The sequence below is a fragment of the Bosea sp. ANAM02 genome (genome assembly GCF_011764485.1).
In the GTDB taxonomy this organism is placed as follows: Bacteria; Pseudomonadota; Alphaproteobacteria; order Rhizobiales; family Beijerinckiaceae; genus Allobosea.
The window spans coordinates 558,779-572,313 of record NZ_AP022848.1 but is presented as its reverse complement, the minus strand read 5'-3'; the positions used below and the strand labels follow the sequence as shown (position 1 = coordinate 572,313).

Here is a 13,535-nt window from a genome sequence, read left to right as displayed (position 1 = left end):
TCATGCCGGACGCAGCGAAGCGAAGATCAGGGATCCATGCCTGAACGTTTGTCGGCAGCGCTCCGGCATGGATCCCGGGTCATGCCGGGATGACCCTCGTGGTTCCCGAGCACTTCCGAAGAACCGCTAAACCGGCGCGTTGAACACCGCGTCGATCGCATGGCCATCGGGATCGATCACGAAGGCCGCGTAGTAATGCGGCCCGTAATGCGCACGCAGGCCCGGCGCGCCATTGTCGCGCCCGCCGTGCCGGAGCGCCGCTTCATGGAAGCGATCGACCGCCGTCCGATCCGGCGCGGCGAACGCAAGATGGAAGCCTGGCCCCGGCGGCCTCTGCCCCTGCGGCCTGTGCTTCAGCGCGAGCTTGTCGCCTCCACCCGGCACACCATAGCCGACCGCCTGCCCTGCTTCGCCCGGCCGCAGATCCTGCCAGGCCCTGACATAGCCCAGCGGCGCCAGAACCGCGTCGTAGAAGGCGCAGGCCCGCTCGATATCGGCAACGCCGAAAGACAGATGATGAAGCATGAGTCGGTCCGTCACCGCCGCGGGCACGGTTCCGCCCGCCGATTCGATCTGCCGAATTCGTGAGGAAAATCAGGGTCGAAGCAGCGAAGACGCGCAACACAACTGCGTGATAAGCAAACCTCGGCGGGACAATAGTCACCAAAAGGCGAATTGTCTGTCAAGCGGGTCCTTGCAAGGATGATGGCCGCCTGCAAGTCTTGCATGAGAACGAGGCCGGAAACCGGCCCGCGGAAGTCGCCACGACGCATGGCGGCTCGACAGGGAGAACGCAATCGTGGCAAGCGGCACCGCCGGCCAGGCGGATACCTTTCCGAAATTGCTGTTGCGCAATGCACGGGAGCGCGCCTCGCGCGTCGCCTTCCGCCACAAGGATCTCGGCATCTGGCAGTCCTGGAACTGGGCCGAGGTCGCGGAGCACGTCCGCAACTTCGCCAAGGGCCTGTCGGATCTCGGCCTGAAGCGCGGCGAGAAAGTCGCGATCATCGGCCAGAATCGGCCGCGGCTCTATTGGTCGATGTGCGCGGCGCAATGGATCGGCGCGATTCCGGTCCCGGTCTATGCCGATGGCGTCGCCGAGGAGATGGCCTATGTCCTCGACCATGCCGAGGCGGTCTTTGCCGTGGTGCAGGACCAGGAGCAGGTCGACAAGCTGCTCTCGATCGCCGATCGCCTGCCCCATCTCCGGCACATGCTCTATGACGAGCCCCGCGGCCTGCGCGACTACGACCACAGCAAGCTCCACGCCATCGAGACGGTGATCGCTGACGGCGCCAAGGCGCTGAAGGACCCGCAGGCAGAAGCGGCGCTCGCCCGCGAGATGGAGCAGGGCCAGGGCTCCGATCTCGGCATCATCCTCTACACCTCCGGTACGACCGGGCGGCCCAAGGGCGTGATGCTCAGCCATTACAACGTGCTGATCGCTGCCGAGATCGGCTGCGGCTTCGATGGGCTCAACGAGACCGACGAGGTCATTGCCTATCTGCCGATCGCCTGGGTCGGCGACCACGTCTTCTCCTATGCGCAGGCGATGCTCGCCGGCTTCTGCGTCAACTGCCCGGAAAGCCCGGACACGGTGATCGACGACCGCCGCGAGGTCGGCACGACCTACGCCTTCGCCCCGCCGCGCGTCTTCGAGAACATGCTGACCGTGACCATGGTGCGCATGGAGGATGCCGGCGCGCTCAAGCGGAAGATGTTCCACTACTTCCTCGACGTCGCGAAGCGCTATGGCGAGCAGATCCTGAACGGCGAGAGCGTGCCGCTGAAGGGGCGCCTGCTCTACAAGCTCGGCGATTGGCTGGTCTACGGCCCCCTGCGCAACCGCTTCGGCCTGACCAATATCAAGGTCGGCTATACCGCGGGCGAGGCGATCGGCCCCGAGCTTTTCCGCTTCTACCGCTCGATCGGCGTCAACCTGAAGCAGCTCTACGGCCAGACCGAGGCCGGGGTCTACATCACCATGCAGCCGAACGGAGAGATCAAGGCCGACACGGTCGGCAAGCCGGCGCCGATGGTCGAGATCCGTATCGACGACAATGGCGAGGTGCTCTACCGCTCACCCTCGATCTTCGGCGGCTACTACAAGGACCCGGACAAGACCGCCGAGACGATGACGGCCGATGGCTATGTCCGCTCCGGCGATGCCGGCTTCTTCGACGATGGCGGCCATCTCAAGATCATCGACCGCGCCAAGGATGTCGGCAAGCTCGCCAATGGCGAGCTGTTCCCGCCGAAATACATCGAGAACAAGCTGAAATTCTATCCGAACATCAAGGAGGCCGTCGCCTTCGGCCAGGGCCGCGACTACGCGACCGTCGCGTTGAACATCGACCTGATCGCCGTCGGCAACTGGGCCGAGCGCAACAACGTGGTCTACGCCTCCTATCAGGAGCTCGCCGGCCACGACCTCGTCTATGACATGATCGCCAAGCATGTCGACGAGGTGAACCGCTCGCTGGCCTCCGAGCCGATGATGGGCGGCGCGCAGATCAAGCGCTTCCTGATCCTGCACAAGGAGCTCGACGCCGACGACGGTGAGCTCACCCGTACCCAGAAGGTCCGCCGCGGCTTCATCGCCGAGCGCTACGCCCCGCTGGTCGCGGCGCTCTATGACGGCTCGGACGCCGCCGATATCTCGACCGAAGTCACCTTCGAGGACGGCCGCAAGGGCGTGATCGCGGCCCGCGTCAAGGTGCGCGACGCCAAGCTCTATCCCGTCGCCGGCCAGGAGGCGCCGTCCGCGGCGAAGGCGGCATGAATGCGGAACCGATCACCGTGACCGGCACCCCGATCCGCGCCAAGGGCGAGGTCCTGCTCTCGGTCGAGAACATCTCGCTGCGCTTCGGCGGCGTGAAGGCGATCACCGATGTCTCCTTCGATATCCGCAAGGGCGAGATTCGCGCCATCATCGGGCCGAACGGCGCCGGCAAGACCTCGATGCTGAACTGCATCAACGGCTTCTACCAGCCGCAGGAAGGCCAGATTGTCTTCAAGGGCGAGCGCCGCGCCAAGATGCGTCCGCATCGCGCGGCGGCGGGCGGCATCGCCCGCACCTTCCAGAACGTCGCGCTGTTTAAGGGCATGTCGACGCTCGACAACATCATGACCGGCCGCACGCTCAAGATGAAGAAGGGCTTCTTCTGGCAGGCCCTGCGCCATGGCCCGGCGATGCAGGAGGAGATCGCGCATCGCCGCGTCGTCGAGGACATCATCGACTTCCTGCAGATCGAGCACATCCGCAAATTGCCGGTCGGCAAATTGCCCTATGGCCTGCAGAAGCGCGTCGAGCTCGGCCGCGCCCTCGCCATGGAGCCGGAGCTCCTGCTGCTCGACGAGCCGATGGCCGGCATGAATCTCGAGGAGAAGGAGGACATGTGCCGCTTCATCCTCGACGTGAACAACCAGTTCGGCACGACGATCGCCCTGATCGAGCACGACATGGGGGTCGTGATGGACCTGTCCGACCGCGTCGTCGTGCTCGAATACGGCCGCAAGATCGCCGACGGCACGCCTGACGAGGTCAAGGCAAACCAGAAGGTCATCGACGCCTATCTCGGCGTGGCGCATTGAGGAGCGTGGAGACATGAGCGACATCGCCACCCGCCCCACCCCGAACCTCCTCGCCAATCCACTGATCAAGGCCGGCTTGATCGTCGCCGCCGTCATCGCCGCGCTCGCGATCGGCGTCCGGCTCGACCCCACCAACACGCTCTACGCGATCTTCGTCGACCCGTTCCAGCAGATGGTCCAGGCGCCGGACCTGCTGGTGCAGACCGTCTGGGAGGGGCTCGTCTCCGGCGTGCTCTATGCGCTGATCGCGCTCGGCTTCGTGCTGATCTTCAAGGCTTCCGGCGTCTTCAACTTCGCCCAGGGCATCATGGTGGTGTTCGCCGGTTTGACGCTGGTCGGGCTCCATGAACTGGGGGTGCCGGCCTTCCTCGCCGTCATCCTGACGCTCGGCGTGATGTTCGCGCTCGCCGTCACGATCGAGCGGGTGGTGCTGCGGCCGTTGGTCAACCAGCCCGACATCATCCTGTTCATGGCGACCTTCGGCATCACCTATTTCCTGATCGGCTTCGGTGAATCGCTCTTCGGCGGCAATCCCAAGCAGATGATCACCGACGAGCTCTACCTGCCGCGTGGCTCGGTCGACCTGAAGATCCTCGGCGGCTTCGTCTCCCTTCAGAAAATCGACATCGCGGCGGCCGTTATCGCCTCGCTGATGATCGCCGCGCTCGCCGTCTTCTTCCAGTACACCCGCATCGGCCGCGCGCTGCGCGCCGTCGCCGACAGCCACAAGGCGGCGCTCTCGGTCGGCATCTCGCTGAACCAGATCTGGGTCATCGTCTGGTTCACCGCCGGCATCGTCGCGCTGATCACCGGCATCATGTGGGGCGCCCGCTCGGACGTCTCCTTCGCGCTGGAGATCGTCGCGCTCAAGGCCCTGCCGGTGCTGATCCTCGGCGGCTTCACCTCGATCCCCGGCGCGATCGTCGGCGGCCTGATCATCGGCATCGGCGAGAAGCTCGGCGAGTTCTACTGGGGCCCGCTGATCGGCGGCGGCATCGAGAGCTGGCTCGCCTATTTCATCGCCCTGGGCTTCCTGCTGTTCCGGCCGCAGGGCCTGTTCGGCGACAAGATCATCGAGAGGATCTGATGCTTTCGCGGACGAACCTCTCCGTCATTCCGGGGCAGGCCGCAGGCCTGGGCCCGGAACCCAGAACCGCAGGTGGTGCCGGCAAGGGCGCGGCCTCCTCGCAACCGACAATGTTCATGGATTCCAGGCTCGACGCTTCGCGTCGCCCCGGAATGACGGTGTAACCATGCTCTACCGCGAGGCCGGCCAATACAAATCCAGCTATGCCAGCGACATGGCGGTCTTCCCCCTCAAGGAGGACCGGATCGGCATCGCCGTCATCCTAGGCGTCGCCCTTGTCGCGATCCCCTTCCTGGGCAGCGACTTCTTCATCGCCTCGGTGATGATCCCGTTCCTGATCTTCTCGCTGGCGGCGATCGGGCTCAACATCCTCACCGGCTATACCGGGCTGATCTCGCTCGGCACCGCCGCCTTCATGGGCGTCGGCGCCTATAGCTGCTACAAGCTCACCACCCTTTTCCCGGACGTGAACATCATCGTCCTGATCCTGGTCTCGGGCCTGTTCTCGGCAGGGGTCGGCGTGCTCTTCGGCCTGCCCTCGCTGCGCATCAAGGGCTTCTACCTCGCCGTCGCGACGCTCGCCGCGCAGTTCTTCCTGCAATGGGCCTTCGTGCGCGTGCCCTGGCTGTTCAACTACAACGCCTCGGGCGCGATCGAGGTGCCGCAGCGGACGCTTTTCGACATCCCGCTGACGGGTGCGGCGGCGACGCCGGAGACGCGCTATTTCGTCTGCCTGGGCCTCGTCGTCGTGCTGACCTGGTTCGCCTCCAACATCGTCCACGGCAAGCTCGGCCGCTCCTGGATGGCGGTGCGCGACATGGACATCGCCGCCGAGCTGATGGGCATCAAGCTGCTCAACGCCAAGCTCGCCGCCTTCGCCGTCTCCTCCTATTTCTGCGGCGTCGCCGGCGCGATGATGATCTTCCTCTGGTATGGCGGCGGCGAGGCGGCGGACGTGTTCTCGATCCGCCTCTCCTTCAACATCCTGTTCATGGTCATCATCGGCGGCCTCGGCTCGCTCATCGGCTCCTTCTTCGGCGCGGCCTTCCTCTCGATCTTGCCGACCGCGCTGAAATTCGGCCTGCCGGCGCTGGGCATCCCCATCCAGGGCGCCGCCGCGGAGCACGTCACCTTCATGCTGGTCGGCGGGCTGATCATCACCTTCCTGATCGTCGAGCCGCATGGGCTCGCCAGGCTCTGGCAGATCGGGAAGCAGAAATTGCGGACGTGGCCCTTCCCTTACTGAGGCTGGGGGACGGACCCAAGAAACGACCGGCGACAATGAAGCGCCGGCGCAGAAAGACCGATCCGACACAAGTCTGGTCGGGAGGAAACGAACGGAGGAAGTCCATGAAGACCAGCAATCTGTTGAAGGGTGCAGCACTCGGAGCCCTGTTCACCGCCGGCGCGCTCGGCTCGGCCATGGCGCAGGACAGCATCTATTTCGCCAACAACGCCTATCGCACCGGCCCGTTTTCGGGCTCGGGCATCCCGATCGGCGACGGCATGCGCGACTATATCGCGATGATCAACGAGCGCGACGGCGGCGTGAACGGCGTCAAGATCGTCTACGAGGAATGCGAGACCGGCTACGACACCAAGAAGTCGATCGAGTGCTACGAGCAGGCCAAGTCGAAGAACACCATCGTCTACTCGCCATGGTCGACCGGCGCTACGCTCGCCGCGATCCCGCGCGCCCATGTCGACAAGATCCCGATCCTGTCGATGGCCTACGGCCTGTCCTCCTCGGCCGACGGCACGAACTTCCCCTGGGTATTCATCCCGCCGCTGACCTATTGGGACGGCGCCTCGCTGATGGTGAAGCACATGGCGGCCGAGCTCGGCGGCCTGGACAAGCTCAAGGGCAAGAAGCTCGGCCTGATCCATCTCGACGCGCCCTTCGGCAAGGAGCCGATCCCGGTTCTCGAAAGCCTCGCCAAGAAATACGGCTTCGAGCTGAAGCTCTATCCGGTGGCCGCGGCCGACATGCAGAACCAGGGCTCGCTCTGGCTTTCGATCCGGCGCGACCGGCCCGATTTCCTCTACAACCAGGGCTGGGGCGCGATGAACCCGACCGCGGTCAAGGAGGCGATCAAGAACAACTTCCCGATCGGCAAGCTGGTCGGCGTCTGGTGGGCCGGCGGCGACGACGATGCCCGCGCCGGCGGCGCCGAAGCCAAGGGCTACCGCTCGCTCAACTTCAATGCCGCGGGCCAGAACTTCCCGGTGATCCAGGACATCATCAAGCATGTCGTGGACAAGGGTAAGAGCACGACGCCGAAGGAAAAGGTCGGCGAGAACCTCTACAACCGCGGCGTCTACAACTCGATGCTCGTCGTCGAGGCCATCCGCAATGCCCAGAAGCTGACCGGCAAGAAGGTCGTCACCTCCGAGGACATGCGCCGCGGCCTCGAAAGCCTCAATATCGACGAGGCCCGGCTGAAGGAGATCGGCATGGCGGGCTTCGCCTCGCCGGTGAAGATCAGCTGCACCGACCACTCCGGGCACCACAAGGCCTATGTCGCCGAATGGGACGGGACCAAGTGGACGCAGAAGGGCGACTGGATCGAGCCGATGAAGGACGAAGTCCGGCCGCTGATCGAGGCCAACGCCAAGGACTATGTCGAGAAGGCCGGCAACTGGCCGAAGCGCACCGAAGCCTGCGAGAAGTCGTCCTGATCTGACGAGGCGCCGCGGCTCCCTTCTCCCCCTGCGGGAGAAGGTGGCTCGGCGAAGCCGAGACGGATGAGGGGTCGCGTCGCCGTTGGCGTTTGCGGCTCTCCCGAAAATCCTGACGCGCAGCGCGACCCCTCATCCGGCGCTGCGCGCCACCTTCTTCCGCAGGGGGAGAAGGAGAGGAGCCGCGATGTCGACCGCCACCCTCGAAAAACAGGCCGCCGCGACGGCGAGCGACACCATCCTGTCGCTCAACAATATCGAGGTCATCTACGACCATGTCGTGCTGGTGCTGAAGGGCGTCTCGCTCACCGTGCCGCGCCAGGGCATCGTCGCGATCCTCGGCGCCAACGGCGCCGGCAAGACCACGACGCTGAAGGCGATCTCCAACCTGCTCAAGGCCGAGCGCGGCGAGGTCACCAAGGGCTCGATCGTCTTCGACGGCGAGCGCGTGGACAAGATGTCCCCGAACGAGCTGGTCCGGCGCGGCTGCATCCAGGTCATGGAAGGCCGGCACTGCTTCGGTCATCTTTCGATCGAAGAGAACCTGCTGACCGGTGCCTTCACCCGCCGCGACGGCAATGCCGCGATCAAGCGCGACCTCGAGAAGATCTACACCCTGTTCCCACGCCTGAAGCAGCGGCGCACATCGCAGGCCGGCTACACCTCCGGCGGCGAGCAGCAGATGTGCGCCATCGGCCGGGCGATGATGTCGAACCCCAAGATGATCCTTCTGGACGAGCCGTCGATGGGCCTCGCCCCGCAGATCGTCGAGGAGATCTTCGAGATCGTCCGCCAGCTCAATGCCGACGAGGGCGTCTCCTTCCTCGTCGCCGAGCAGAACACCAACATGGCGCTGCGCTACGCCACCTACGGCTACATCATGGAGACCGGCCGCGTCGTCATGGACGGCGAAGCGAAGATGCTGCGCGAGAACGAGGACGTGAAGGAATTCTACCTGGGCGTCGCCGAGGGCAACAAGAAGTCCTTCCGCGAGGTGAAGAGCTACAAGCGCCGCAAGCGCTGGCTGTCGTAGCAGGAGGCGTTTCCCTTGGCCGTGCCATCCCGGACGAGCGGCGAAGCCGTGCCGGTCCGGGATCCATGCCGGAGCATGGCCGATAAGAGTTCAGGCATGGATCCCGGTTCTGCGCTCCGCTTCGTCCGGGATGACCACGCCGGTTTCCAGGTGACCTGAGGACTTCTTTGATGACAGAGCACCATGACGCGCTCGAAACCCGCTCGCCTGCCGCGCGCGAGGCCGATCTCTTCGCCCGCCTGCCGGCGGTTCTGGCCGCCGCCCTGAAGGCCCCGGCCTATGCCGAGCGGCTCGCCGGCATCGACGCCGCCAAAATCGCCGATCGCAAGGCGCTGGCAACCTTGCCGATCCTGCGCAAGGCGGAGCTTCCCGCCCTCCAGAAGGCGGCCCTGCCCTTCGGCGGCTTCGTCCCGGAAGCGCCCGGCTCCTTCGGCCGGCTCTTCACCTCGCCCGGCCCGATCTTCGAGCCCGAGGGCACCGCGACCGATGCCTGGGGCGCGGCGCGCGGCCTCTACGCCGCCGGCTTCCGCCCGGGCGACATCGTCCTGAATACGCTGAGCTATCACCTGACGCCGGGCGGCTTCATCATGGACTCGGCTGCCCGCGCGCTGAACTGCGCCGTGATCCCGGCCGGCCCGGGCAATACCGAGCAGCAATTGGAGGTGATTTCGGCCTATCGCCCCAATGCCTACGCCGGCACCCCCGATTTCCTGAAGATCCTGATCGAGGCGGCCGAGACGCGCGGCGTCGACATCTCTTCGATCAGGCGCGCGGTCGTCTCCGGCGCCGCCTTTCCGCCCTCGCTCCAGGCCTGGGTCCGTGAGCGCGGAATCGATGCCTACCAGCTCTATGCCACCGCCGATGTCGGCGTCATCGCCTATGAGACTTCGGCCCGGGAAGGCATGGTGCTGAATGAGAACCTGATCGTCGAGATCGTCCGGCCTGGCACCGGCGACCCCGTCCCCGAAGGCGAGGTCGGCGAGGTCGTGATCACTAATCTCGACCCGCATCACCCTCAAATTCGGCTTGCGGTCGGCGACCTCACTGCCGTGCTCCCGGGCGCGAGCGCCTGCGGGCGCAGCAACACCCGGATCAGGGGCTGGATGGGCCGCGCCGACCAGACCGCCAAGATCAAGGGCATGTTCGTGCGGCCCGAACAGGTTGCCGAGATCGCCAGGCGCCATGTCGAGATCGCGAAACTGCGCCTCGTCGTCGGCCGCGCCAACGAGGCCGACACGATGACCCTGAAGGCGGAGATCTATGCCGAACCGGCCGGCCTCGTCGACGCGGTCTCCTCCACCCTGCAGCAGGTGACGAAGCTCAAGGGCATAGTGGAAATCCTCCCGCTCGGTGCGCTGCCGAACGATGGAAAGGTCATTGCCGATGAGCGCCCGGTGGGGTGAGATCCCGTCCCATGGGGACAGAGCCGTCATGCTCGCCCTTGTGGCGAGCATCCACGTCTTGAACACAACCCTGCGTCGGTGAAGACCTGGATGGTCGGGACAAGTCCGACCATGATGGCAGTATCCTTCACCAAACGATCGGCTTCTCGCCCTGCGCCTCCAGCCAGGCATTCGCCCGGCTGAACGGCTTCGAGCCGAAGAAGCCGCGCCGCGCCGACAGGGGGGAAGGATGCGCGCTGGCGATCACCAGATGCCGGCTCTCGTCGATCAGAGGCCGCTTCGTCTGCGCGGGAGCGCCCCAGAGCAGGAAGACGACATGCGGACGCTCCCGCGAGACCGCCGCGATCACCGCGTCGGTCACCGCACCCCAACCGAGCGAGAGATGCGAGCCGGCCTTGCTCGCCCCCTCCCGCACCGTCAGCGCGGTGTTGAGCAGCAGCACGCCCTGCTTCGCCCAGCGGGTCAGGTCGCCGTCCGCGGGCGCAGGCTCTCCCAGATCGGCGGCAAGCTCCTTGTGGATATTGACGAGCGAGCGTGGCAGCGGCGGCGGACCGACATGGGAGAAGGCGAGCCCGTTGGCATGGCCCGGCGTCGGATAAGGGTCCTGGCCCAGGATGACGGCGCGGACCGCATCGAGCGGCGTCAGTGCGAGTGCGGCGAAGACCCGTTCCGGGGCCGGCGCCACGACCTGTCCGGCAGCCCGTTCGGCATCGACGGCGGCGCAGGCGCGCGCGGCGCCCCCACCCGCGGCGAAGGCCGGCAAGCCCCGCCAGCCTCTGGAGTTCCCGCTCGCCAGGAAGGCTGCGAGCGCCTCGCTGCAATTCACTTCAGGACCGCCCGGCCTTCGACCCTGGCATCGACCATGCCAAGCCTGCGGACATAGACCATCACCTCGTTGGCCATCAGCTTGCCGTCGGTCAGGCCGATCAGCGTCCGGCCACGTCCGAGCGCCGTATAGCCGTCGCCGCCCTGCAGCATGAAGTTGTTGGAGGCTACGGTATATTTGGCGGCAGTATCGATCGGCTTGCCGTCGACCGTGACCGACGTCACGCGCGAGCCCTGCGGCTGCTTGAGATCGGCCTCGAATGTAAGGCCGGAGACGACCGGGAAACGACCGGCACCCTGCGGTGCATCGCGCAACCCGTTCTCGATCGCATCCTTCACGTCCTTGCCGGTGATCTCGACCATCACCGTCGCATTGCCGAAAGGCAGTTCACTCAGGATGTCGCGGCGGGTCAGCTTCTGCCCGGCGGCATATTGCTTGTTGGCGCGAATGCCGCCGGCATTGGTGATGGCGAGCTGTGCACCGGTCGCGGAGCGGATCGCATCGGCGATCAGGTTGCCGATCGCGGTTTCCTGCGTGCGGATGACGCCGGTGCGGGAATCGAGCGGTGCGGCCAGCGTCGCGATATCGACATCGAGTTCCTTCGACAGCTCGCTCTCGTAGCCCTTCACGATGGCGGCAACATCCGGATCCGGCGTGGCCGAGCGGGAATCGTTGACGCGGAAGGTCGGCGTCCACGAGACCTGCCGCGCCGCGCCCTCGCCCCGGACGCTGACGGCGATGTCGATCGCGGTGACGTAATTGCCCTCCTCATTCGACTCGACCATCACCACCTTGCCGTCATAGGCAATGGCGAGGTCGTGGTCGTGACCGGTGAGCACGATATCGACCACGCGCGAGCGGACGATCTCGTAATCCATCGCCCGGTCGGCATGGACGACCGCGACGAGGATGTCGGCGCCCTGCCCCTTCAAAACCTTGGCCTCGCGGCGCAGCGCCTCCATGGTCGAGGAGAATTTCAGGTCTCCGGGAAAGGAGACCTGAGGGGTCGGATCGAAGGCCGTGCCGATCACGCCGACCTTGATCCCGCCGAACTCGAAGATCTGCGAATCCTTGTGATGCGGCAGGATGTTGCCGGCGGCATCGCGCAGGTTTGCGGCGAAGGTCGGGTAGGTCTGCGCCGCCGTCAGCTTGAGATAGTTCTCCTTGCCGAAATCGAACTCGTGATTGCCGGGCACGAAGACGTCGAGGCCCATCTTGTTCTGCATGGCGACGACATGCGCGCCCTGGTCGAAGCCCGACATCAGCGAAGGCGAGTAGCAGTCGCCGGCATGGCAGAACAGCACCGGCACGCCTTTGGCCCGCTCGGCCTTGGCGATGCCGGCGGCGCGCGCGAAGCCGCCGCGGCCCTTGTCGTCGCTCATCTTGTAGATGTCGTTGACGAGCAGCAGCGTGAAGCTCGGCGCCGGCTGCTGGGCCATCGCCACGGGCGCGGTTGCGGCCAGCGTCGCCGGGGCTGCCAGGACGCCGAGAGCCTTGCGGCGGGTGAGCTTCGTCATGCGGGCGCCCTTACGTCCTGAGAACCGCTCCAGACTAGCAAGAGTGCCGCCAGGCTGACCAGAGGCGGGCACGGCGGGGAAGCCGATGGCGGCAGTGTCGCACCTCGCCTTTCGGAGGTTTCGAGGCTGGACGAAAGCGCGAACTCGTCTAAATCACGAAGCAGAGCATCGGACCGAAAAGTGGATTGCACTTTCCGGAGAAATCCGATGCTCACGAAAGAGATAGATCGCCACCTCGCCCCCACCAGGGTGCGCGGCGATCTAGGGAGAGCTTGTGCTCATGACTGCTGACATCGCTGCGGCACCAAGCCGCGAAGCCGCTTCCCTGCCGCCGGATCACCCCAGGGTGCGCTACGGGCGCATCGGCGTGCTGCTGATGAATCTCGGCACGCCCGAGGGCACGGGCTACTGGCCGATGCGGGCCTATCTCAAGGAGTTCCTGTCGGACCGCCGCGTCATCGAGGAGCCCCGCTGGAAATGGTGGCCGATCCTCAACCTGATCATCCTGTCGTCCCGGCCCGGCCGGAAGGGCAAGGACTACGCCTCGATCTGGAACAACGAGCGCGATGAAGGCCCGCTCAAGACGATCACCCGCTCGCAGACCGAGCAATTGGCCGAGCGCCTGCAGCCGCTTGCCGGCGAGCGCGTCATCTTCGACTGGGCGATGCGCTACGGCTTTCCCGACGTGCAGAGCCGGCTGAAGGCCCTGCTCGACCAGGGCTGCGAGCGCATCCTGCTGGTGCCGCTCTATCCGCAATATGCCGCGCCGACCTCGGCCACCGCCTGCGATCAGGCCTTTCGCGCGCTGATGCAGATGCGCTGGCAGCCTTCGATCCGCGTCGCCCCGCCCTATCACGACGACCCCGTCTATATCGGCGCGCTCGCCCGCTCGATGCGCGCCTCGCTGGCGAAGCTCGATTTTACGCCCGAGGTCATCCTCTGCTCCTTCCACGGCATGCCCAAGGAATACCTGCTGAAGGGCGACCCCTATTACTGCCAGTGCGTCAAGACCTGGCGCCTGCTGCGCGCTGAGCTCGGTCTCACCGAGGAGCAGTTCCCGCTGACCTTCCAGTCGCGCTTCGGCCCGGACGAATGGCTCCAGCCCTATACCGACGAGACGGTGAAAGCGCTGGCCCAGGCCGGCAAGAAGTCGATGGCGATCGTCGCACCGGGTTTCTCGGCCGACTGCCTGGAGACGCTGGAAGAGCTCGACGGCGAGAACCGCGAGATATTCCTGCATAATGGCGGCGAAAAATTCGCCTACCTGCCCTGCCTGAATGATTCCCGCGAGGGCATCGACGTCATCGCCGAGGTCGTCCAGCGCGAATTGATGGGCTGGCTCTGAGCTAGAGCACTTTCGAGCGAAATGGACACCGGTTCGCGTGAAGAAAATGCG

Annotated in this window: 11 protein-coding genes; 8 read left to right on the top strand and 3 right to left on the bottom strand. The window is 65.5% G+C overall.

Annotation, left to right across the window (positions count from 1 at the left end):
* Window positions 1–126: 126 nt before the first annotated feature.
* Window positions 127–525: a VOC family protein gene (locus tag OCUBac02_RS02765; RefSeq protein ID WP_173043359.1), complete on the bottom strand. Its 399-nt coding sequence runs from the start codon at window positions 523–525 to the stop codon at window positions 127–129.
* Window positions 526–796: 271 nt separating this feature from the next.
* Between OCUBac02_RS02765 and OCUBac02_RS02760 the strand changes: the two genes are divergently transcribed.
* From OCUBac02_RS02760 to OCUBac02_RS02730, 7 genes are all read left to right on the top strand, one after another.
* Window positions 797–2,782: an AMP-dependent synthetase/ligase gene (locus tag OCUBac02_RS02760; RefSeq protein ID WP_211201004.1), complete on the top strand. Its 1,986-nt coding sequence runs from the start codon at window positions 797–799 to the stop codon at window positions 2,780–2,782.
* Window positions 2,779–3,594: an ABC transporter ATP-binding protein gene (locus OCUBac02_RS02755; RefSeq protein ID WP_047581682.1), complete on the top strand. Its 816-nt coding sequence runs from the start codon at window positions 2,779–2,781 to the stop codon at window positions 3,592–3,594. The genes OCUBac02_RS02760 and OCUBac02_RS02755 overlap by 4 nt, the downstream gene beginning before the upstream one ends.
* A gap of 172 nt (window positions 3,595–3,766) precedes the next feature.
* Window positions 3,767–4,681 (top strand): branched-chain amino acid ABC transporter permease, encoded by a 915-nt coding sequence (locus OCUBac02_RS02750; protein ID WP_052232595.1) that lies wholly within the window; start codon window positions 3,767–3,769, stop codon window positions 4,679–4,681.
* Window positions 4,682–4,847: 166 nt separating this feature from the next.
* Window positions 4,848–5,927 carry a branched-chain amino acid ABC transporter permease gene (locus tag OCUBac02_RS02745; RefSeq protein ID WP_173043358.1) on the top strand — a complete coding sequence of 360 codons (1,080 nt, stop codon included), beginning with the start codon at window positions 4,848–4,850 and terminating at the stop codon, window positions 5,925–5,927.
* Window positions 5,928–6,031: 104 nt separating this feature from the next.
* Complete coding sequence (locus OCUBac02_RS02740; protein WP_047574715.1) at window positions 6,032–7,360, top strand: ABC transporter substrate-binding protein; 1,329 nt, start codon at window positions 6,032–6,034, stop codon at window positions 7,358–7,360.
* A gap of 187 nt (window positions 7,361–7,547) precedes the next feature.
* Complete coding sequence (locus OCUBac02_RS02735) at window positions 7,548–8,393, top strand: ABC transporter ATP-binding protein (RefSeq protein ID WP_047574718.1); 846 nt, start codon at window positions 7,548–7,550, stop codon at window positions 8,391–8,393.
* 170 nt (window positions 8,394–8,563) lie between these two features.
* Entirely contained in the window at window positions 8,564–9,796 is a 1,233-nt protein-coding gene (locus tag OCUBac02_RS02730; RefSeq protein ID WP_173043357.1) for a phenylacetate--CoA ligase family protein, read from the top strand.
* A 127-nt stretch (window positions 9,797–9,923) separates the two neighbouring features.
* Here OCUBac02_RS02730 and ung read toward each other — a convergent pair whose 3' ends face one another.
* Both ung and OCUBac02_RS02720 read right to left on the bottom strand, forming a co-directional pair.
* A complete protein-coding gene (gene ung / locus OCUBac02_RS02725) occupies window positions 9,924–10,559 on the bottom strand; it encodes a uracil-DNA glycosylase (RefSeq protein ID WP_244639077.1) in 636 nt (211 codons plus the stop codon).
* Window positions 10,560–10,618: 59 nt separating this feature from the next.
* Window positions 10,619–12,139, bottom strand: a complete 1,521-nt coding sequence (locus OCUBac02_RS02720; protein ID WP_173043355.1) for a bifunctional metallophosphatase/5'-nucleotidase — start codon at window positions 12,137–12,139, stop codon at window positions 10,619–10,621.
* 280 nt (window positions 12,140–12,419) lie between these two features.
* Between OCUBac02_RS02720 and hemH the strand changes: the two genes are divergently transcribed.
* A complete protein-coding gene (hemH, locus tag OCUBac02_RS02715; protein WP_173043354.1) occupies window positions 12,420–13,484 on the top strand; it encodes a ferrochelatase in 1,065 nt (354 codons plus the stop codon).
* The last annotated feature ends 51 nt before the right edge of the window (window positions 13,485–13,535 follow it).